General features: G+C 56.6%; 19 protein-coding genes, 1 pseudogene and 1 riboswitch. Of the genes and pseudogenes, 7 read left to right on the top strand and 13 right to left on the bottom strand.

Annotation, left to right across the window (positions count from 1 at the left end; all coding sequences use genetic code 11):
- Nucleotides 1-160 precede the first annotated feature (160 nt).
- The 3 genes from EJ997_RS11720 (at nucleotide 161) to EJ997_RS11710 (ending at nucleotide 3205) form a co-directional block, all read left to right on the top strand.
- On the top strand, nucleotides 161-1345 hold the full coding sequence (locus EJ997_RS11720) for an ABC transporter substrate-binding protein (RefSeq protein WP_206501668.1): 1185 nt from the start codon (nucleotides 161-163) through the stop codon (nucleotides 1343-1345).
- Nucleotides 1346-1571: 226 nt separating this feature from the next.
- A complete protein-coding gene (locus EJ997_RS11715; RefSeq protein WP_126704705.1) occupies nucleotides 1572-2378 on the top strand; it encodes an HAD family hydrolase in 807 nt (268 codons plus the stop codon).
- A complete protein-coding gene (locus EJ997_RS11710; protein WP_126704704.1) occupies nucleotides 2375-3205 on the top strand; it encodes an inositol monophosphatase family protein in 831 nt (276 codons plus the stop codon). Before EJ997_RS11715 ends, EJ997_RS11710 begins: the two co-directional genes overlap by 4 nt.
- Before the next feature lie 424 nt (nucleotides 3206-3629).
- On the opposite strand, the gene EJ997_RS11705 is transcribed toward EJ997_RS11710, so the two are convergent.
- Nucleotides 3630-4073, bottom strand: a complete 444-nt coding sequence (locus EJ997_RS11705) for a hypothetical protein (protein WP_126704703.1) — start codon at nucleotides 4071-4073, stop codon at nucleotides 3630-3632.
- 13 nt (nucleotides 4074-4086) lie between these two features.
- A riboswitch (SAM riboswitch) is annotated at nucleotides 4087-4202 on the bottom strand.
- Between the two features lie 505 nt (nucleotides 4203-4707).
- On the opposite strand from EJ997_RS11705, the gene EJ997_RS14165 reads away from it, so the two are divergent.
- Together EJ997_RS14165 and EJ997_RS11695 are read left to right on the top strand one after the other, a co-directional pair.
- Nucleotides 4708-5235, top strand: coding sequence for a LacI family DNA-binding transcriptional regulator (locus tag EJ997_RS14165; RefSeq protein WP_126704702.1), 528 nt, complete (start codon nucleotides 4708-4710; stop codon nucleotides 5233-5235).
- Nucleotides 5148-5750 carry a substrate-binding domain-containing protein gene (locus tag EJ997_RS11695; protein WP_126704701.1) on the top strand — a complete coding sequence of 201 codons (603 nt, stop codon included), beginning with the start codon at nucleotides 5148-5150 and terminating at the stop codon, nucleotides 5748-5750. Before EJ997_RS14165 ends, EJ997_RS11695 begins: the two co-directional genes overlap by 88 nt.
- Before the next feature lie 39 nt (nucleotides 5751-5789).
- Here EJ997_RS11695 and EJ997_RS11690 read toward each other — a convergent pair whose 3' ends face one another.
- A complete protein-coding gene (locus tag EJ997_RS11690; RefSeq protein ID WP_126704700.1) occupies nucleotides 5790-6527 on the bottom strand; it encodes a PIG-L deacetylase family protein in 738 nt (245 codons plus the stop codon).
- A 319-nt stretch (nucleotides 6528-6846) separates the two neighbouring features.
- Here EJ997_RS11690 and EJ997_RS11685 point away from each other — a divergent pair.
- A pseudogene (locus EJ997_RS11685) lies at nucleotides 6847-8093 on the top strand (IS256 family transposase).
- A 177-nt stretch (nucleotides 8094-8270) separates the two neighbouring features.
- Here EJ997_RS11685 and EJ997_RS11680 read toward each other — a convergent pair.
- Nucleotides 8271-9224: a carbohydrate kinase family protein gene (locus tag EJ997_RS11680; protein ID WP_126704699.1), complete on the bottom strand. Its 954-nt coding sequence runs from the start codon at nucleotides 9222-9224 to the stop codon at nucleotides 8271-8273.
- A 401-nt stretch (nucleotides 9225-9625) separates the two neighbouring features.
- Between EJ997_RS11680 and EJ997_RS11675 the strand changes: the two genes are divergently transcribed.
- Nucleotides 9626-10873, top strand: coding sequence for an IS256 family transposase (locus EJ997_RS11675; protein ID WP_126704698.1), 1248 nt, complete (start codon nucleotides 9626-9628; stop codon nucleotides 10871-10873).
- A 94-nt stretch (nucleotides 10874-10967) separates the two neighbouring features.
- Here the strand turns inward: EJ997_RS11675 and EJ997_RS11670 are convergent, their stop codons facing one another.
- From EJ997_RS11670 to EJ997_RS11625, 10 genes are all read right to left on the bottom strand, one after another.
- A complete protein-coding gene (locus tag EJ997_RS11670; RefSeq protein ID WP_126704697.1) occupies nucleotides 10968-11489 on the bottom strand; it encodes a hypothetical protein in 522 nt (173 codons plus the stop codon).
- A 33-nt stretch (nucleotides 11490-11522) separates the two neighbouring features.
- Entirely contained in the window at nucleotides 11523-11687 is a 165-nt protein-coding gene (locus tag EJ997_RS11665) for a recombinase family protein (RefSeq protein WP_126704696.1), read from the bottom strand.
- A 132-nt stretch (nucleotides 11688-11819) separates the two neighbouring features.
- Nucleotides 11820-12635, bottom strand: a complete 816-nt coding sequence (locus tag EJ997_RS11660; protein ID WP_126704695.1) for an alpha/beta hydrolase — start codon at nucleotides 12633-12635, stop codon at nucleotides 11820-11822.
- A gap of 235 nt (nucleotides 12636-12870) precedes the next feature.
- Complete coding sequence (locus EJ997_RS11655; RefSeq protein WP_228201504.1) at nucleotides 12871-13251, bottom strand: metallopeptidase family protein; 381 nt, start codon at nucleotides 13249-13251, stop codon at nucleotides 12871-12873.
- 29 nt (nucleotides 13252-13280) lie between these two features.
- A complete protein-coding gene (locus EJ997_RS11650) occupies nucleotides 13281-14378 on the bottom strand; it encodes an ABC transporter ATP-binding protein (protein ID WP_126704694.1) in 1098 nt (365 codons plus the stop codon).
- Nucleotides 14375-15397, bottom strand: a complete 1023-nt coding sequence (locus tag EJ997_RS11645) for an ABC transporter permease family protein (protein WP_126704693.1) — start codon at nucleotides 15395-15397, stop codon at nucleotides 14375-14377. The genes EJ997_RS11650 and EJ997_RS11645 overlap by 4 nt, the downstream gene beginning before the upstream one ends.
- Nucleotides 15398-15914: 517 nt before the next feature.
- Nucleotides 15915-16985: an extracellular solute-binding protein gene (locus EJ997_RS11640; protein ID WP_126704692.1), complete on the bottom strand. Its 1071-nt coding sequence runs from the start codon at nucleotides 16983-16985 to the stop codon at nucleotides 15915-15917.
- A 10-nt stretch (nucleotides 16986-16995) separates the two neighbouring features.
- Nucleotides 16996-18411, bottom strand: coding sequence for an MFS transporter (locus EJ997_RS11635; RefSeq protein WP_126704691.1), 1416 nt, complete (start codon nucleotides 18409-18411; stop codon nucleotides 16996-16998).
- Nucleotides 18412-18563: 152 nt separating this feature from the next.
- Entirely contained in the window at nucleotides 18564-19250 is a 687-nt protein-coding gene (locus tag EJ997_RS11630) for a response regulator transcription factor (RefSeq protein ID WP_126704690.1), read from the bottom strand.
- Complete coding sequence (locus tag EJ997_RS11625; protein WP_126704689.1) at nucleotides 19247-20044, bottom strand: sensor histidine kinase; 798 nt, start codon at nucleotides 20042-20044, stop codon at nucleotides 19247-19249. Before EJ997_RS11625 ends, EJ997_RS11630 begins: the two co-directional genes overlap by 4 nt.
- Between the last annotated feature and the right edge of the window lie 111 nt (nucleotides 20045-20155).

The raw sequence follows: 20155 nt of genomic DNA, 5'->3' as shown, positions 1-20155 counted from the left end.
GTTGGTTGAATGTCAATTTATCGGCGATATCTCGTTTCCCCAGCATCTTTAGCCTGCTAGGTGTAGCGATAAAAAGGATTGGAGTCGCATGGTCGTGGATCGTTCCACCCCTGTCCACCACTACTCACATAATCGACCACCATCTTCTGAAGGGAAGACAATGACTACGCGATCACGATTCACCACCCGCATGAGTGCAGCCGTCCTGGTCGCCTCTTTTCTCACCCTTGTAGCCTGCTCCGACGACGAAGAAACCGACGATAACGGAGCTGGCAATGGCGACGCCAACGCCGCTGTTAACACTTCGCAGGTCGATGAGGATTTCGACCTGGATGCTCTTATTGAGGCCGCCGAGGCCGAAGGCCCCATCACGATCTACGACAACACCTCCAAGGTCGAGACCATGGCCGAGAACTTCACAGCCAAGTATGGCATTGAAGCAACCGGCGTAAAGGTCGATGCTTCAGAGGCGTTCGAGATGGTCACGAGGGAAGCCGAGTCCGGCGACGTTCAGGGCGATGTCATTGCCCTGCCCGACATGGCGGCACTCCAAGCACAGCTCCTCCCGGACGAGATTGTTTACTCCTGGATCCCGGGCGATCTCGTTGACAACATTGACGAGTCGCAACGCGACCCGCTCGTTCTTATCCACGACCCGTCCCTGTGGGCCTACAACTCCGAGGTGTACGACACCTGCCCCGTGACGAACATGTGGGAGCTGACCGAAGAGGAGTGGACCGGCAAGGTTGCTCTCGAAGACCCGGTTGCTGCCAACAAGCAGCTCGACTGGTTCAGCCAGATGGAGCAGTTCAACGAAGCTGATCTCCGTGCAGAATACGAGGATCACTTCGGTGAAGACCTCGACGCCGATTCGGCTGTAGAGGAGTGGGTTGCTCGTATGGCGGCCAATGACCCGATCCTGACGAACTCCCACGAGGATGTTTCGGCAGCTGTTGGCGCACCCGGCCAGGAGGACCCGCCCATGGGCCTCATGTCGTCCGCCCTGTTCCGCAACATTGAGGAACAGGGCTACGTCCACGACGTCTGTGCAGACATGGCTCCCTGGGCTGGCGACGCCGCACCCAAGGCCATGGTGATTGCTTCCGAGTCGGAGAACCAGAACGCAGCCAAGCTGTTCATTCACTTCGCACTGACCGAGGAAGGTATTGAGCCGCAGATCAACGACGGCAAGATCTCTTCGAACACCACCATCGAACAGCCGGAGGACCCGGCCGACGTTCGCGGCAACATGGAGAGCATCTACTTCTTCAACAACGAGGGCCTCACCACCGACTGGCAGACCCGCCAGGACTGGCAGGATCTGTGGCGCACCTCCGCTAACTAACCCAAATGCCGGGCCCTTTGCCTACGATGAGTAAAGGACCCGGCACCACCGGGAATGCCGAGACCGGCCCAGCTGGGCCGGTCAAAGCACAACGCGGGACACCGGGCCCGGATAACGGCGTGGTTTGAACCGGACGGCAAGAACTACGTAGAAGACTGTAAGCACCGCTTTCAAACAGCCCCGCTGTCCCAAGAACTATCTACTCAACCTACGAAAGAATGCACCGATGAGCTTATCTGGCCTAATCCTCGACTTTGGAGGCGTGATTGTTCAATCCACCAAGGGAGACGGATGGGAGGAGCAAGTCGCCGATCTCATCGAGGGCATTCTGCACGGCACAGACACCGATACTGTTTCACCGACTGACGCGGACGTGAATGCGACCAGGTCACCGCTCGTTACTCGCGAAACAATTGTTGCCGATGTCGTTGCTGGCGAAACGGCAGTGAAGCTTCTGCGCAACGCGATGTCCCGCCCTCGCTTCCCCGAAGAAGTCAGCCACGAATCATACGTTCTCGACTTCATTGCAGCCGACTGGCCTGATGAAGCGCGGGAACTCCTTCAGCCGCACGCCTCAGAGATTTGCTACTCCGTTGGTATCAATCAGGAGATCCGCACCCTCCGCACCGGCATCCTTGAACTCCTTGCCTGGTGCAAGAAAACCGGCATTCCCGTTTCGATCGCATCGAACGCCCTCTCCGGGCAGGTGCACCGCGATTTCCTCGCCGAGCACGGCCTATCCGATTACTTTTTTGCCGAAATCTACTCCGATGAGGCGGGAGTAAGGAAACCCAATCCACAGCTGATCTTGCAGGCGGCAGAAGCCATTGGCATTCCCGTGGATCAGTGCTGGTACGTTGGCGATCGAATCGACAGGGATGTTCTGTGTGGCGTTCGCGCCGGGGTTGGTGCCACGGTTCTCACTCCAGTGCCCGGCGCCTCCACGAGACCCTTCACCGTTCTGGCTGAACCCACCTATACCTTTGACAATCCCGCTGGCCTCCTCAAACACCTCCAAGGACTCTCCTCATGACAACAGCCATTAACTCCGTTGAACTCCGGTCCATTGCCGAAGGCGCCGCACACTCGGTTGGCGACTACCTTCGCAAAGCCTTCCGCGGCGTCATGAACGTTGATCAAAAGCGGGACCAGCACGACCTCGTTACCGAACACGACCGCGCCTGCGAAGAGATGATTTCCACCTATATCCGCGAGCACAATCCCGGTGCCATTCTCTTCGGAGAAGAAGCCGGTCGCATTGACGCTGAAGGTCCGGCCACCTGGTACATCGACCCGATCGACGGCACCTCCAACTTTGTTCAAGGCCTCGCGTTCTTCTGCTGCTCCATCGGGGTCGAGGTTGAGGGTGAGATTGTTGCCGGGGCCGTCTACGATCCCATGGCAGACAACATGTTCTCGGCGGATGCAAATGGTGCCTACCTCAATGGTGAGACCCTCAAAACCAATCCCGCTCTCCCAGCGGGCGCAGCCACAGTTATCACCGGATACCCCACGGCCAAAGATCTAGAAATTGATGGCGACGAGTTCGCACTCGGAGTGTTCAATTCCTTGGTCACCGACTTCTCTTCAGTTCGCAGGACCGGTTCCGGAGCACTCAGCCTCTGCCACGTAGCGGCAGGATGGACAGACTCAGCTTTTGGCGCCTCGGTCAACGCCTGGGATGTTTCCGCCGCTATGTTCGTGATCCGCCAAGCCGGCGGAACCTACCAGGACATTCGCTACTCCGAGGAGCAGGGACACGACCACCTCGCCCCCGGCTACATTGCCTACGGTCCCGGCGGTGACTTCCCCACCCTCATTAAGGCGCGTGAGGATCTGATCAAGAACAGGCAGCGATAGTTGCATTTGCTCAAGGTGGATCTCGTAGGCGCCAACTATACATTTGAGGGCCACTCTGGATGACCACCGGAGACCGGTAGTCGCAACTAGCGGAGGCGCCCTGTTGCATCCCTCGAAACACCGGGTAATCCAGCCTTTGATAGCTGCATAAAGGACCTAAGAAGGCCAGGGAGATCCCACGTTGGTTTTGGAATAGCAACACCAACAGGCCGCAGTGAACCGTCATGGGTTTTTTGCCGCCTTCCAATAAGGAAGAGTCTGCATGGGTGAGGGTTTAGGGCCAGAGCGGACGGTCGGGAGCGCTATGCCCTTGGGATAGCTCGCGTTCCGCATACTGGCCCTAAACCCGCTACATTACGAGTTGACGTTTCCACCAACGAAGGGCCTGGGCGCAGGTTTGCCGATCAGCCCTTCGTTCCGGTCGTCACCAGGTCATGCAGGCTTTCTCATCACTTTCGGCAAGCGAGAGCAGGTAGCCCACCCCATCCACTTCAACTTTGAGCAGATAATAGCGCTCGGACCATTCCGCCTTAACTCCAGGCAGGAGTTCCGGCACCTCGGCAATTCTTCGTAGCAGCGAGGCGTTGTGGTTCCATCGGCGCCACGTGCCTGTCTCCGTGACAAACTCAATGTAGTTACCCTCGACAATGAGGACCCGCGCCTGCACCCAGTCCCGGCTCTGGCCACCCAACCGGGCGTGGATGGAGTGAATGCTGTGGCCCGGGGAATAGTTCCGGCACCCAGTACCTAGAGGCGCGATACCGACCTTCGCGCCATTGGGGGACGTGACGATCATCGCTGTCTTTTCTTCGCTGTTCTCCGAACGGCGCTGAGCATCTTGCTCAGAAGGGGGATTTTCATCCAACATGGGAATATCCTTAAATCGCTAGTTCCACCCGTGCTTATGCTCGGGGGCAGATCTTCCCTCAGGAGCACCGTGTGCGATACGCGGTTGCCAGTCGACAAGCTGAGAGGCTTAACGTCGAGCTTCTTGATCCGATGCGATCCTAACAGCGGTCCACAAACTTTACAACTGTCAACCCAATTTACGCGTTGATGAGTTGGTTTGCTCGTCTGCAGGTACATGTCGTCGACCATCGCAACACTTCTCAATCGTGGAGGCGTTGAAGGATTGTAACGGTGGACTGGAGCAGGAAGGCGCGCAGTATTTCGGAGGGGGACACTGCCGCGGTAGCGTGCCAATAGGGCGTAGTGCCTGTGGATGTGCTCGCCTGTACGGCCTCATTCAGACTACTTCAACGTTATCGCATCAGCGCTTAGTTCCACCCCGCCAGCCCATGCAGGAAGCCTTCTTGGTTCGATGGAATTCCGCTGATGGCCACACGGATCCTCATGCCCGTAACCTGTAACGCAACTCTGCCCGAAGGTAGTGGCCTCTTTTGCTTCACTATCACGTTCACAAGTCGTTCACTTGAATCTGTCACTATTAATGGAGAGCGGTTAACATAACGCATCGCTCCTTTGACAGAAGTCTCTGATCAATGATCAGCCCGCCCCGCGACTTCACTCCTACCCCTACGAATTGTTACGTGAAAGGCACACCAATGAGAGCTCGCCCAACTATTCTCTCGGTTGCGGAACGAGCGCAGGTATCAAAGTGGCTCGCTTCTCGCGCGATCCGAGGAGAGCCCGGGGTCTCGGAAGAAAATCGTACGAAGATCTTTCAGGCAATGAAGGAGCTAAACTATCATCCAAACTTCGGGGCGAGATCACTACGTTCCTCTACGCACACAATCGGAATTGTTCTTAACGACATTGGGAATCCGCATGATACTCAGACAGTCGAAGGTGCTGAGGTTGAAGCAAACACTCACGATCTGAATGTGATCGTTTCCCATGGAGCCAACTCCCCGACCAAGCTCGTGACGGCTGTTCATTCCATGCTTGAGCTTAAGGTTGAGGGCATTATTGTTCTCTCGTCGTGGCTCCCGTCCAAGGAATTTACCCGGGTCTCAAAAATAGTCCCACCGTCGTTATTTCTCGCTACGACAATCCCCCAGCAAACCTAGACACGGTCGTATCCGACGATGTTATGGGGGCACGCACCGGATGTGAACACCTATTTTCTGTTGGCGCTGAACGGATTGCTTACGTCACCAAGTCGACCAGTGCTACCAGCAGGGCTCGCGAGCAGGGAATGAACGAAGCTCTTACGGCAGTCGGCAAGAAACTCTCGGTTCGTTACGTCGAGTCTTGGGACACGAGTCAATTCCGGAGCATTGTTGCTGATCGAGAGTTCGATGGAATTCTTGCCAATAACGACATGACGGCAGCCCAGTTGCTACGCGTTGCCCATGAAGAAGGCGTATCCGTTCCCAAGCAACTGAAGATCGTCAGTTACGACAACACCTCCACGGCGAGGGTGCTGTACCCATCGCTCACCAGCATTGATCAGCCACAGGAGGCCATGGGAAAGAAGGCGATTAGCCTTCTCCGCGAGCGCATCGCCGACCGAGAAGAGGCAATCCATGCGCTCTTCCCGCCAGAACTGATCGTCCGCCGTTCAACGACAGCGACCGGCTAAGCACATCCCCTGGCCCCGGCAGGCAGAATCATTCATCTCCTACTCGCTATCGGATCCGCCGAGATTGTAGACCTTGAAGGAAACAGCATATTCGGTACCACTTGCTTCGCCACCTTCAGCCAGTACTGCCGGAATGAATTCTGATGGGACCGGATGACCGGTTACATGTCGGAGATAGGACTCGTGAGACTGCAACGATTTCACGGCCGCATCAACATCGACCTGTGAGACAGTCACAGAGTGGGTGGGTTCTGGATGACCAGCGACAAGAATAGCTTTTGTCTTCCATGCCCTCAGCCCCTCATCTCCCAGCTCTCTGAAGACCCACGGATTGCTCGCGTCCCGGACACCATCAATAACGCCTAAGCCAGCAGCTCGGTGATCAGCCTGGTTTAATCCTCCGTAAGCCTCGAAATCGAAGTTCGCAGTGAGAACGGCATCCGGCCTGATCTCTCGAACTAGTTTGGCAATATCTTTGCGTAGCTTCAGATCAGCCACGAGCATTCCATCCGGGTGGCCCAGAATGCGGAGATCACTAACACCTACAGAAGCACATGCAGCTTCCTGTTCTCTCTTACGGAGTGGAGCAATGACTTCCGGCGGTTCTGCCATCCCAGCCTCACCAGCTGTAAGTAGCACATAGATGACTTCAATGCCGCGCGAAGTCCAGTGACTGACTGCAGCAGATGCCCCATATTCCATGTCGTCCGGGTGGGCAACGATACAGAGAACACGCGACCAGTCACGATCGGGAAGAGCAGATAACAGTTCGGACATCGACAACCTCCTGTTTGCCCCACCCTACCGCTACACCCAGATCAGTCGTTCCCCTCAGCCCTAACCGATTCAATCCGAGTGCTCTATTCAGGCAGTGATCCCACGCTTTGTTCAGGCTGGCGCAAATGAGCCAGGACAACACACCTACTATTGACGAGTTCCGCCCCAGGTACGTCAGGATCTGGCTCGAGTTGAGTAGTGCCCCTTAGAGCGGTGTAGCCCCCGGGGTGGTCGTGAGCGTCGTTGCTGACATGAGCGCGGTCACAGTGGGATCCTTCGAGAAAGCTCTCTACTTCCCACTCGAAAGGACATCACCACGATGACCGCCCCTCATATTATCGACCCTGCAGGCCTGCTCCGCGAAGCCCTCGCTGAAGCATCCCCGGATCTGATGCGAGACCTGCTCCAGACCATGATCAACGCCCTGCTCTCAGCCGACGCGGACGCGGTGGTCGGCGCCGAATGGGGCAAGCCCAGCCCCGACCGCCTCACCCAGCGCAACGGCTACCGCCACCGCCCCTTAGACACCCGGGTCGGCACCGTCAACGTCGCTATCCCGAAGCTCAGGTCGGGCACGTATTTCCCTGCTTGGCTGATCGAGCGCAGGAAACGGGCCGAGACCGCACTGATCACGGTCGTTGCTGACAGCTACCTCGCCGGAGTGTCCACGCGGCGGATGGTTAAACTCGTCAAGACCTTGGGCATCCATTCTTTATCGAAGTCGCAGGTCTCGCGCATGGCCACCGAGCTCGACGAGCACGTGGACCAGTTCCGTCACCGCCCCTCGATGAGGCGGTCCCCTTCACCTTCGTCGCTGCTGACGCACTGACCATGAAGGTCCGTGAGGGCGGACGGGTGATCAACACGGTCGTCCTCATCGCCACCGGTGTCAATGCCGACGGGCACCGAGAAGTCCTCGGCCTGCGGGTTACGACCAGTGAGACCGGGGCCGCGTGGAACTCCTTCTTCGCCGACCTCGTCGCATGATGCGCCCTGAGCGGGGTCCGACTGGTGACCTCCGATGCTCACCCGGGCCTGGTCGAGGCGGTCGCCGCGAACCTGCCCGGAGCTGCCTGGCAGCGGTGCCGGACCCATTATGCGACGAACCTGATGAGCGTGTGCCCCAAGAGCTACTGGCCGGCAGTCAAAGCGATGCTGCACTCGGTCTACGACCAGCCCGACGCTCCCAGTGTCCACGCCCGATTCGATCGGCTTTTGGACTACGTCGGCGATAAGCTCCCTGAAGCTCACGATCATCTGGACGGCGCACGTGCCGATATCCTTGCCTTCACTGCCTTTCCGAGCCCGGTGTGGGCCCAGATCTGGTCCAACAACCCGGGCGAGCGCCTCAACCGCAAGATCCGTCGCCGCACCGATTCGGTGGGGATCTTCCCCAACCGAGAAGAGATCATCCGCCTCGTCGGCGCCGTCCTGGCCGAACAGACCGATGAATGGGCCGAAGGCCGACGCTACCTCGGACTCGACATCCTCGCCACAAGCCGCTTCCACACCGTTGCCGACAATGCAGGAAACGTAAGCGACGACCCACTCGAACTGACCGCCTAACCCCCAAACCGACAACGAAGGAACACCAGCTACACCACCCAAAAGGACTTGACCCACCCTTAGAGACATGGAGTAAAGAGAGCGGTGGCCCCGAAAGACGTACTTTCGAGGCCACCTACCTATCAACCTACTCACTATTCGCAGGGAGAGTGAGGCCCTGCAAATAGTGCCCGCGTTTTAGACGCGAGGGAGGGTATCGGCGAATGCCTTCGCCTGTTCGTAGGATTCGAGAACCGCATCGGAGCCCAGCCCCTGGGCGACGAGTGAACCGCAGGCCATGCCCAGGCGAGCAGCTTCTTCGACCGGCTCACCGTCGAGGAGGCCGAGGATGAGTCCGGAGGCGAATGCGTCGCCACAGCCCGTCGTGTCAACGACATCGACCTTCGTGGTGGGGTAGCGACGATCGATGTCGCCCTTCGTGCTGATGCTGACGCCCTCGGCACCAAGGGTGATGATCGCGGTCTTGACGCCGCGGTCAAGGAACCAGCGAGCAGCATCCGCGTAGTTGTCCGCACCCGACAGGAGCAGGGAGTCATCGTCGGAGGGGAGGATGTAGTCCACGTAGGGCAGGCAGTCATCGAGTGCCTCGTGGTCGGAAGCGGAGCCCGTGGGCAGCAGGTCAAGGGTCACAATAATGCCCTTTTCCTTCGCACGGCGAAGGAAATCGACCGTTGCGGGACCGTCGATGCCGGGCATGAGACCCACTCCACCGAGGTGGAGAATCTCGATGCCCTCCAGAATGTCATCGGTCAGGTCTTCCGGGGAGATCTTGCCGTTAGCACCAACAACGTGGAGTGCGGGACGGCTACCGTCGCGGCGGATGTTGAGCATCGAGGCAGAGGTCGGAGCTGATGCATCTACGCGGAGGTTCGTGACGTCAACGCCCTCCCCTTCCATCGTGGACCGAACAAACTGGCCCAGAGCATCGTCGCCAACAACACCGGACGTTGCGATGGGAACTCCGAGGCGAGCAAGGTTGACTGCGGGTGCAGCAGCGGTGCCTGCCACGGTCAGCTTGATCTCATCAAGCAGGGTCAGTCCCTGGCCATCGGGAATCTTGTCGACGTACCGTCCGAGAACATCGGCGATGTGGAGTCCGAGTGTCCGGACGCGGGGTGCTTGGGCGTTCAAAAGAAACCTCCTCGTTTCGCTTTATTCAATAACTCCACTATATCTACCCAACTTACGATCGCCAATTCCACATATGTTGCCTCCTTTCGCTCACAGAAGCACTAATTTCGCGCTTGAACTTCCGACACCCCTGTCGAGATTGACTAATAGCTTGTCGTGCAAAGGTCTGCATGCCATGCTCACGGCAACGCGTAAGTGATTGTGCAACGGAGCACAAGACGCATTCAATGGAGGTGTAACGCGCATGAATATCCTCGACTGGTTTGTCATAGGTGCCAGTAGTGCCCCGTAGAGTGGTGTAGCGCCCGGGTAACTATTTCTATGGCCATAATTATGGAGACGGTCACCGCGGGTGTCCTTCGAAGAAACTCTCACATCCCACTCGAAAGGACATCACCACGATGACCGCTCCTCACATTGTCGACCCTGAAGGCCTGCTCAGCCAAGCCCTGACCGAGGCATCTCCTGAACTGATGCGTGACCTCCTACAGACCATGATAAACGCGCTCCTGTCAGCTGATGCGGATAACGTCTGCGGAGCCGAATACGGTGCTCCCTCAGCTGACCGTCTCGCCCAGCGCAACGGCTACCGCACCCGCCCCTTAGATACCCGGGTCGGGACTTTGGATGTGAAGATCCCCAAGCTCCGGCAGGGCACCTACTTCCCGGACTGGCTCTTAGAACGCCGTAAACGTGCTGAGTCAGCCCTGATCACCGTGGTCGCGGACTGCTACCTCGCCGACGTCTCGACCCGGCGGATGGACAAGCTCGTCAAAACCCTCGGTATTCACTCCCTGTCTAAATCACAGGTCTCACGGATGGCTAGTGACCTGGATGAACAAGTCGCCCAGTTCCGCCACCGGCCCCTCGATGAGGCAGGCCCTTTCACGTTTGTGGCGGCTGATGCGCTGACCATGAAAGTCCGTGAGGGCGGACGCGTCTTCAATGCCGTGGTCATGATCGCCACCGGTGTCAACGCTGATGGTCGCCGTGAAGTACTCGGCCTTCAGGTCGCAACCTCAGAGACCGGGCCAGCATGGAACACGTTCTTCGCTGACCTGGTGGCACGCGGCCTGTCCGGGGTCCTTTTGGTGACTTCGGATGCTCACCGGGGACTGATCGAAGCAATAGCCGCGAACCTGCCTGGTGCTTCCTGGCAGCGGTGCCGGACCCACTACGCGGCGAACCTGATGACAGTCACACCGAAGAACCTATGGCCGGCCGTGAAAGCCATGCTGCACTCCGTCTATGACCAGCCCGACCAGGACGCGGTCAACGCCCAGTTCGAGCGGCTGCTGGACTATGTTGATGCCAAGCTCCCCGACGTCCATGATCACCTGGACACCGCTCGCGTAGACATTCTGGCTTTCGCTAAGTTCCCTAAAGATGTGTGGCAACAGATCTGGTCGAACAACCCCAACGAACGACTCAACCAGGAGATCCGGCGGCGTACCGATAGCGTGGGGATCTTCCCCAACCGGGAGGCGATCATCCGGCTCGTGGGCGCTGTCCTTGCTGAGCAGACCGATGAATGGGCAGAAGGACGGCGCTACCTCGGATTCGATGTCCTCACCCGGTCCAGACTCTCCCTAGTCCCCGACACGGACAAAACGATCACCACCGATTCCCTGCCCGCTCTCAGCGCCTAACCAACAGCTTCGAAGGAAAACCCGCTAAACCACCCAACGGGACTTGACCAAGTGACGGGCTTTGTCGCTGGGATCTGCCCGACTCTATGACTCATCAGTTCCCTACCTCCTCAGGCAGCGCGATATCCTCGACGCTAATCGGGCGGGCATACCTGCCATTTGAGTAGCCGATTTGGAAGCTCCGCCCGTCGCGTAGCTGAAACTCGACCTCACCTGGTGATGTCATGACCACGCGATTAACGCGTGCGCTAAAGAGCTCATCAGTGAAGGTCGTTGTGCCGGTGAGTAGACAAGTAATCTCCTTGATTCGGCCTTCGCGCACGATGTGCCCTTCGCACTGGTTGGGCTTACCTTTGATTCGGCGTGGCCACCTCCGTCCTCGGAATTCGTGTCCTTCTTTGTCCCGGTAGGCCAGGCACCGGTGCGCCTTTGCAGAACAAGGACCACACCACACGTTTCCAGAGAACACGGTGATGGTCTGGTTGTGAGCAGCGCGACGGTTTCGTGCGGTTCGGGCCTCCAACAAGGGCTGGACTTTGTCGAAGGTGGTTCGGTCGATGATGACTGGATTGGTGCCCTCGGCGAAGTACATCGGTGCTTGCCCGGTGTTCTTCATGCCGTGGTGTCCGGGGTACGGGTTGAATGACTTTCAAAGAAGCGTATTGCCGGTGTAGCGTTCCTGGCGCAGAATCAACTTCAACGTTGCATTGGTAAAACGACCGCCCCAGTAGGCTTCATAGCCGAGGGCTTCGCATTCGCGGATGATGTCAGCGTTAGTGGCGTCTTCGAGGAAGCGGCGGTAGATGTACCGCACAACTTCGGTTCCCTATACCTCAACCGGTGAATTAGCAGAGGGTGCCGACTCCTGTGGCTCGGAATTTTTCTTACGGAAGAACGATATGGGACTCACCCCTTTTACCGTACGTAGTGAAGGGCTCCGAGTCTGCTAGGCAGGGCCGCTTTCAGCAAGCTGGTCGATCATCCACTCCACCATCTGATCCTGCAGGTCATCACGCTCGAGCTCCTGCAGAAGCTCATGGTAGGCACCCGGGATTGTCACGAGCCGGGCTGGTGCTCCCGCCAGTCTGGCAGAGGCCACAAACTCCCTCGAACCATCAACGTTTGCCAGCCCGTCATCCTCCCCGTGCATGACAAGGAGAGGCAGCTTGTTATCCCAAAGGCGAGCATGATCCAAAACCCTGCGGCCCTGGACCGCCATGGAAGCCCCTGTCAGCAGGGGTACCCTGCCGTGGTAGTTCAGCGGATCACGCTCGTATTTGCGTACAGCGAGCGGATCGCGGCTGACCAGCCCAGCATCGAGCTTCACCGTCGGCACACCCGGCAGGAGCCTGGCGAGGCGATAGCCCATGCGGGAGACCACGTGTGCGGTCTCCGGGAATTGGCGGAAGGCCGGTCCCGAGAGCACAACAGCATCCACCCCACTAGGATCAATCAGTGCGGAGGCCGCGGTTACCAGGCCTCCCATGGAGTGACCGAAGAGCATGAGATTCTCTGTACGCTTTCGCTCCCCCACCATCATCCTCGCTACCCGGTGATCGGCGATCAGGTCTGCTACATCAACCCTGGCCCGCTTCCCTTCGGATTTACCGTGCCCTTGCTGGTCGTACGAGAACACATCGAATCCAGCCGCAGCGAAACGCTCGATGACGTGCGAGTAGCGACCGGAGTGTTCGGCGTAGCCATGCAGGAGCAGGATCGTGCTCCGGGGCTGGCCGTTAGCGATGATGTGGCGTAGTCCCATACCACTCACTTTCGCACAAAACCGCCACTGGTTCACCCCGGTTGTTAAGCACCAGCTGAACGATTGGTGAATAACAAGATCCCGACAAACTTGCATATGGCACAATTGGACCCCTACCAGGAGATATAGCATCCGCGGCGAAGAGGATCAGACGTTGCCTAAATGAGAAGGCGTTTTCCCTGCACTAAACACAGGAGGTACTTGCTCTCTTGAAGTTGCGCCTACTCCCCCGCCACTATGCCCATCCAAGATCGTGGAGACGATCATCATCGATCCCGAAGCGATGAGCAATTTCGTAAGTAACTGTGACGGCAATTTCCTCGGTCAATTCTTCTCTGCTCTCGCACAGCCTCGACATGGTGCCACGGAAAATGAAGATCGTATCGGGCAGGGCTCCAGACCAGCCATCGTCTCGATCGGTCAGTGCCGTCCCCTCGTGGAGTCCCAGTAGGCCCGGCTGACCATCAACCAGCTCGGTGCCGACCATCTGCTCCTCGGTCGGTTCCTCCTCAATGAGGAACACGACGTTGTCGACCGCATTCATTAGCTCAGGCGGTACCAGGTCGAGAGCGTCACCGACGGCTTCCTCGAACTCTTCTTCAGAAATCTCTACCACGTGGCTATCTTGTCATGCCTGTGGTGTGACTAGTCTTCAGGTGGAATAACCCAGCCGTCACGGACCCGAAACCAGACTCGTTCTCCAATCTGGCGTGGAGCCTTTTGCGTGGAGTCGTGGGCGACAAGCGTCCCGAAATCGGTCTCAATGTCGTAAACCATATGGGTTCGGGCGAATCCTGCTTCGATAACTTGTCCAAGCATGAATCCCTCCCTCTGGGGAGCATCGGAAAGGTCCACAGATTCGGGAGGAACAAACACCGTGACAGGACCATTTACCACGCTGTCTTGGCACGGCAATGACAATGTCGCCTTGCCAAGTCTCACATGCGCTAGATCGCCTGTCCTATTGATCGCCCTCGCAGCAAACCCGTTGACCACTCCCATGAGCTCCGCAACGAAAGCACTGTTTGGATGCTGGTACACCCACCGCGGTGTGCCTTCTTGAACAATCTGACCGTTGTTCATGATCGCGATCCGATCACCCAGCGCACAGGCCTCGCTAATGTCATGGGTGACGTAGATTGCGCTCATCCCCATCCTGCGCACTTGAGTGGTGATGTCCTTGTGAATTGCGTGTTTTAGGGCCACCTCCACATGAGCGACAGGCTCATCAAGTAAAAGTACGCGCGGCCTACGGACAATAGTGCGAGCAAACGAAACTCGCTGACCCTGCCCTCCGGAGAGGACATCCGGTCGTAAATCAGCAAGCTGCGCGATATTCATCATGGTCATGCCAATCTCGACCAGATCATCACGGCGGCTGTCACTCATCATCGCGTCATCTAATCCGAAAGCGATATTTTCTCGGACTGTTAAGTCGGGAAACAGTGCCGGCGTTTGAAACACTGAGCCGGTTTTGCGATGCTGTGGTTGTTCGTCACTGATATCGCGTCCGTTGATCAAGATCCTCCCACCTGCATGAGCATGTAGGCCAGCAATGGTTCGTAACAGAGTTGTTTTTCCCGATCCCGAAGGGCCCACCAGACTCAGTATTTCGCCTTCATCAACGCGAAGGTTGACGCCCCGAATTACTGGCTTGTCAAAGGAGACCCTCAGGTTTTGCACCACCAGTCCCGTTTCGGTATTGCCGTGCTCACGGTGATTCTGCCATTCCAGTTCGGTCACGCGTTCTTACGTCCCTTTCCTCGAAATTCATGAGTTGCAGCGTAGGCAAAAGCTAGCACCGGGATAATCGCTGATACGACCCCAAGAGCAAAAACATGCTCATCCCACCCTGCCGATGCCATTGTCAGAAGATTCGTGGACGGGGCGGCATAGCCGGGAGGTTGCACAAACAGGATCGGTGAAAGCCTCGTCAAAATAATCCCTGACAGGATCGCCATCATGACAACCAGACGGGGCGCCACAGCGGGAAGTACTGTAAATACGGCACGAAACCGGTCGGCCCCGTTATCGAGTGCAGCACCGTAAAGATCTGTGGTGCTCCGCAAGATCCCACTCATTGTCAGGTGTGCTATTGGGGTTGCGATGGAAAGATAGGCAATTCCGACCGCAATGTATCCTCCCGCGAATGCTCCACCACCAACGAGTGACGGAAGCACAGGAGTTTGCCCGATGATGACGGCATTGCGAAGCAGGGAAGAGAGAACCATGCCCATGACAGTTTGAGAAACAAGAAAGCTCAGGATCAGGACAAAGGAAACGACGAACGCCGAGCTTGATCCCCGCTTCGAGAGTCGCGCTGTCCACAGCCCAACCAAAGAAGCACCGACAACTATGGCGATAACCGTCACCAGTGTTGTCTGTACCGTACTGGCGTTGAGAACTTCCCCAATATTTACGCCAAGTGCCCCTGCAATAATCACCACCAGGACAAGTCCAATCAGAGCCAGCAGAGCAAAACTCATGAATTGGTATAACCTCTGCCTCCCAAAGTAAGTACTGACATCAGCTTGACCGAATGCGAGCAGGCCACCGGCAGACCATGAGGACATGATCGTCCTGGTGAGGTAAATTGCCAGAAAAACGGCAGGCAATAGAAGTGCGAGAGTCGCACCGATAGCGGCACCAGGCTGCATCCCTGCATTCAGTCCCCGATAAATATGAGATGCGAGATAGCTCCGAGTTCCACCATAAACCAGGGTTACCGAAGGATCCGATGCCGCAAAGAGCGATGCAACCATTCCACTAACAACAAAAGACCATCTCCTGCGGTTTCCAAAGAGGCGCCTAGCAGTGCTACGAGGCTCGAGTCCCAATGTCGCACTCGCAAAAATAAGATTGTCATGAACCAGTACGAGTGTTCCCACCTGTAGCAGGAATGCAATCGGCAGGTTGGCTAGCGCCTGCGACAGCACAATAACTGCCGAGCCGTACGGGTCAAGGTTAAAAGGTTCTTGGACCAGTGCGGTCGCTAGTGTCAGTGGAGCGAAGGCAATGGGAGTACAGGCACCAAATCCGATTAGGAACCTAGCTGTCCGGGGCGCAGTGCGATAGTAGAACGCTAACGGTACTGCCACCAAGGCAGCCAAGTAGCCTGAGGCGAGTCCCATAACCCACGTTCTTCGCACCACCGGCAGAAGATGGGTCCCCTGCTCTCCAACAGCAATCCAATATGCAGAGAACGAAGCGAAAGCGAGGACCGCAATGAGACCAGTCCGAACACTGACTCGGTTTCTCTTGACCTGCACCGACGGCGGGCTAGTACGCACCGTTGCGAACCTCGTTCAACCAAAGATTAATCAGGCCGGCTCGGCTTGCTCCAATTTCCTGAATATTCCAGCCATAAATTGCGGTCTCCAGTTCCTCCAACTGCCCGATCAAGTTCGGTTCGAGCGACTCACTTACCGGTAGCTGATTCTCAACCTGGGCGCCAATTTGCTGCCCTTCATCCGAGACTACGTAGTTAAGAAATTGGATTGCGGCGTCCTGTCTCCTACTTTCCTCCAAGACTGCAATTGCCCCAACTTCGAAACCCGTACCGTCGGAAGGATAGATTGCAGAAATGTCCGCTCCAAGGAGCTTCTCAGTTTCACAGTAAGGGGCGAAGGAAACGCCAATATCGGCTCGACCCGATGCTACGAGATGGGCGGGGACCGTTCCCGAATCCGTGTATGAGAGCACCGCTTCATCGAGGCTTTTCATATAGTCCACCATCGCACTCTCACCTCCCAGCCGTTGTACCTGGACAGAGAGGATCGTGGCGGCAGTTCCAGAACTCACCGGGTTGGGGAGTACAATTCGGTAAGAAGAGTCGCTGTTGAGTTCCGCCCAGGTGGTTGGTGGCTCAATCGAGTTGGCAACGCAAAAAGCAAGAATACCTCCGTAGATTCCGTACCATCGCCCTTCTGGGTCCTGCAATCTGTCCGGTACCGATTGAGCATCAAGTTCAATACTTGCAAGATGATCCTCACGGGCAGCAATGGCATACGCATCTGCCGGTCCACCCATCCAAACATCGAACTCTCCAGATTCCTTGGGAACGCGCACTCGAGTCAAGGCTTGAGATGTGGGCATACGAACGACGGTGACCTGTTGCCCACTCTGCTCTTCATAAGCTGCACTGACGGCCTCACAAGCTGAGACATTGTTCGAGCACAGAACCACAAGTTCGGAAGCACCAATCCGGGGCACAACGATCAATCCGAGCGCGACGGTGGAGAGGATAACGAGTGTGGCAATTTCAGGCAGCTTTGCCCGCCACCAGCGAGACCGTACGAGCATAATTGTCAGTGTATCCGCCAGCATCTGGTGCTGGCGGATACACGTCATGATTGAGCGTCTACTTGGTGTCTTCCTCCATGTCGCGGAGTTTCTCTTCCCGCTCGATCATCATCTTCCGCTCATCTCGTCCCAGCACCCACATAAAGACGAGAGCCAGAAGAACAATTCCTACCAGGCAGGCGAAAGTTACGTCCCAGCCAAAGTGCTTGACCAGCAGGCCAACACCTGTGGAGGCGAGCGAAGCTCCGAGCAGGTATCCAAACATTCCGGTGAAACCAGCTGCTGTTCCAGCAATATTTGTCGGAGACATGTCAATTGCCATCAGGCCAATGAGCATGACTGGGCCGTAAATCAGGCCACCAATGATTGCAATCAGAACGTAGAAGATCCACAGCGGAGCTGAGGCAGGAATCTGCCAGTAGAAAACTAGCGCGATTCCAACTCCCAGGATGAAGACTAGTCCCGCACCGGAACGCCATCCCTTGAACACCTTGTCAGACATCCAGCCGCACAGCAGGGTGCCGACAATTCCAGCAAGCTCGTAGATAGCGAAGCCGATGATGCCATCCGTAATGTTTGCGGCGTGGATTTGATTCGTCAAGTAGATCGGAATCCAGTTCAAGACACCGTAACGGAGGGTGTAAACAAACACGTTGGTCAGTGCCAGCAGTACGATCACTCGGTTGGTGAGGACATGCTTAAACAGCTTATCCTTCCACGGCATTTCCAGCTCTTCGGCGGTCTCGTCAACCTTCGCCGGGTCTTCTCGCCATTCTTCAATCGGGGGAAGACCGACGGCCTCCGGCCTGTCACGAACAAGAATAAAGGCAATGACTGCGACAACGAGAGCGACAATTGCAGGAACCCAGAACGCCGGAGTCCAGTCAGCTTCAGTGCTCGCAAATTCAGACAGGGCCCAAGCTGACAGAATACCGACGCCGGCGCCGCCAACGTTGTGGGCACAATTCCAAATCGAGGTCATCCAGCCACGTTCATTGGTCGAGAACCAGTGCACGAGCACACGCCCTGAAGGCGGCCAACCCATTCCTTGGAACCAACCGTTGATGAACATCATGGTGGCAAAGATGCCGACCGACGCCGTCAGAATCGGAACGAAGGCAAGGAGCAGGTTAACGATCGCGGACAATGCGAGTCCGAGCGGGAGGAAGTAGCGAGCGTTCGCACGGTCGGACAGCATCGCCATGAAGAACTTGGAGAGACCGTAGGAGAAGAGAACAGCATTCGCAACAATGCCCAATCCCAGTGCGTCAAGCACGTCGTGTTCTTCAAGTACTGCAGAAACAATCGATACGTTGTTTCGAATCAGATAGTAGCCTGCGTAGCCTAGGAAAATTCCCAGGAATGCTTGCGCTCGGAGGCGCTTGTAGAGAGGCGCTTGCTCTTCTTCCGGGAGACGCGGTGCGACGCGCGGGGCCGCTAGCACACCCAAGTTTCCTCTAGATTTTTCAGCCATGAAATATCCCTTACTCAGTGGGGCGCCATCACTCCAATGTCAACGGCACCGTTCACTGAATATCCTGGCTATACCCGGGTAACACCACCACAGCCCCAGGTAACACTCGGTAACAACGCTGTCACCAAGAACGAGGTCAGCCAAAGAAATAGCTATTCCTCAACGTTCAGGGAATAGCCTAGACCCCTGTGAGATTCGATTTCGAGGCCCTCAACCTCCAGATTGGCCAGCTGCCGCCTCAACCTATAGATGGTCGTCTTGACCATTTCACGCCCACCAACGATCTCGGTCGTTGCCCACGCCCTATTGAGGATTTCCCTTTGGCTCACGATGTAACCTCCGGACAAAGCCAGTAACAAACGGACTTCCGTGTCCGACAGATCCAGGTGGCGGCCCTTCCAAGAAGCCGCCAATCTCGTGCGGTCAATTAGAAGTGAACCGTACTCCACAAAGTCGTGATCAGATCGCGAATTGGACCGACGCACAATGGCTTGTGCTCTCAACGCAAGTTCTCGCGGACTGAATGGTTTTGTCACGTAGTCATCCGCCCCCGCCTCCAGGCCAGCAATCCTGTCCTTCTCCGCGCCAAGGGCGGTCAGCAGGATGATGGGGATGCTGGACGACAACGTTCGGATCCGATGCGTAAGGTCGATACCTGAGCCGGAAGGCATCATGACATCCAGGACAACAATATCGATCGAATAGGTATTGAGAATTCGCCAGGCATCGGCCACATTGTGGGCGGTATGAAAATCAAAACCCTGCACTTCCAGTGCAAAGGAGACAATTGATGTCATCTGCTTTTCGTCATCGACGATGAGGGCAACCGGCTTAGTCACAGGCGCCCACCACCTGCCGGCAACGCGACGAGAACAGCGGTTCCATACCCTTTCTCAGAGTCGATCATTATTTTCCCTCCATGTGCTTCAACAATCTGCTTCGTTACCATCATGCCAATGCCACTACCTGACCTTCGGGAAGAACCCGTAGCAAACGGCGTAAACAGCTTCTTGAGATCCTCCTCCCCCATACCCGAGCCCGAATCGTTCACCGACAGGAGTACTCCACCGCTCTCAGATGGGGAGATGCGGACCGATACTGGCACTCCCTCACCCGCGTGCCTTGCCGCATTATTCACGAGATTCCAAACGAGCTGTCGGATGAGTTTCGGATCCGAAGCGATTGGCATTGGGCCACCACGGGCATCCACATGTATCGGTACGCTGGTCACCTTCCGCAAGTTCCGCGCAGTCTCGTATACGACATCCCGCACATTTACGGTTTCCCAATTCTGGATTTCAGGGTTCTCCGCCAAGTGCACCTGCGAAATGAAATTCTCCGAGATGTCGATGACCTGCGATAAGTTTTCGGTAATTGTTTCGACAAATTCGAGCTGTCGATCGTTTAGCGGTCCGGGAGTTTGTTCTGCAAGAAGTTCCGCAGCACCACGAACGAGTGCCAACGGAGTTCTAATTTCATGAGCGATGATGGCTGGTCTTCGTTCTCGCTCTTCAGCCTCATCCCGAAGTTCCTCAACCTCGTATTCCAGTTTCTTGATCTTGCGAATCAACACCACGCAGGTACCCAAACTGATTACGAGGAGCAACAGAAGCGCAATGGGGAGAAGTGGCATTTTCGAATCCTCTCACATGGCGCACAAACTCGCCGCAATGTGAACTACCTCGAGTCTAAAACCGCAGCGACTCCCAGCCCGATGAACGATCTACGCATTGCAACAGCCTCC

The sequence above is a fragment of the Flaviflexus ciconiae genome, assembly GCF_003971195.1.
Lineage (GTDB): Bacteria > Actinomycetota > Actinomycetes > Actinomycetales > Actinomycetaceae > Flaviflexus > Flaviflexus ciconiae.
This window is presented reverse-complemented; position numbering and strand designations above follow the sequence as displayed.

What these genes read in the sequence shown, in the direction of transcription:
- EJ997_RS11720 (WP_206501668.1), top strand. Translation starts at nt 161, where the DNA reads ATGACTACGCGATCACGATTCACCACCCGCATGAGTGCAGCCGTCCTG.
- EJ997_RS11715 (WP_126704705.1), top strand. Translation starts at nt 1,572, where the DNA reads ATGAGCTTATCTGGCCTAATCCTCGACTTTGGAGGCGTGATTGTTCAA.
- EJ997_RS11710 (WP_126704704.1), top strand. Translation starts at nt 2,375, where the DNA reads ATGACAACAGCCATTAACTCCGTTGAACTCCGGTCCATTGCCGAAGGC.
- EJ997_RS11705 (WP_126704703.1), bottom strand. Translation starts at nt 4,073, where the DNA reads ATGTTGGATGAAAATCCCCCTTCTGAGCAAGATGCTCAGCGCCGTTCG.
- EJ997_RS14165 (WP_126704702.1), top strand. Translation starts at nt 4,708, where the DNA reads ATGATCAGCCCGCCCCGCGACTTCACTCCTACCCCTACGAATTGTTAC.
- EJ997_RS11690 (WP_126704700.1), bottom strand. Translation starts at nt 6,527, where the DNA reads ATGTCCGAACTGTTATCTGCTCTTCCCGATCGTGACTGGTCGCGTGTT.
- EJ997_RS11675 (WP_126704698.1), top strand. Translation starts at nt 9,626, where the DNA reads ATGACCGCTCCTCACATTGTCGACCCTGAAGGCCTGCTCAGCCAAGCC.
- EJ997_RS11670 (WP_126704697.1), bottom strand. Translation starts at nt 11,489, where the DNA reads ATGAAGAACACCGGGCAAGCACCGATGTACTTCGCCGAGGGCACCAAT.
- EJ997_RS11660 (WP_126704695.1), bottom strand. Translation starts at nt 12,635, where the DNA reads ATGGGACTACGCCACATCATCGCTAACGGCCAGCCCCGGAGCACGATC.
- EJ997_RS11645 (WP_126704693.1), bottom strand. Translation starts at nt 15,397, where the DNA reads ATGGTTGCATCGCTCTTTGCGGCATCGGATCCTTCGGTAACCCTGGTT.
- EJ997_RS11640 (WP_126704692.1), bottom strand. Translation starts at nt 16,985, where the DNA reads ATGACGTGTATCCGCCAGCACCAGATGCTGGCGGATACACTGACAATT.
- EJ997_RS11635 (WP_126704691.1), bottom strand. Translation starts at nt 18,411, where the DNA reads ATGGCTGAAAAATCTAGAGGAAACTTGGGTGTGCTAGCGGCCCCGCGC.
- EJ997_RS11625 (WP_126704689.1), bottom strand. Translation starts at nt 20,044, where the DNA reads ATGCCACTTCTCCCCATTGCGCTTCTGTTGCTCCTCGTAATCAGTTTG.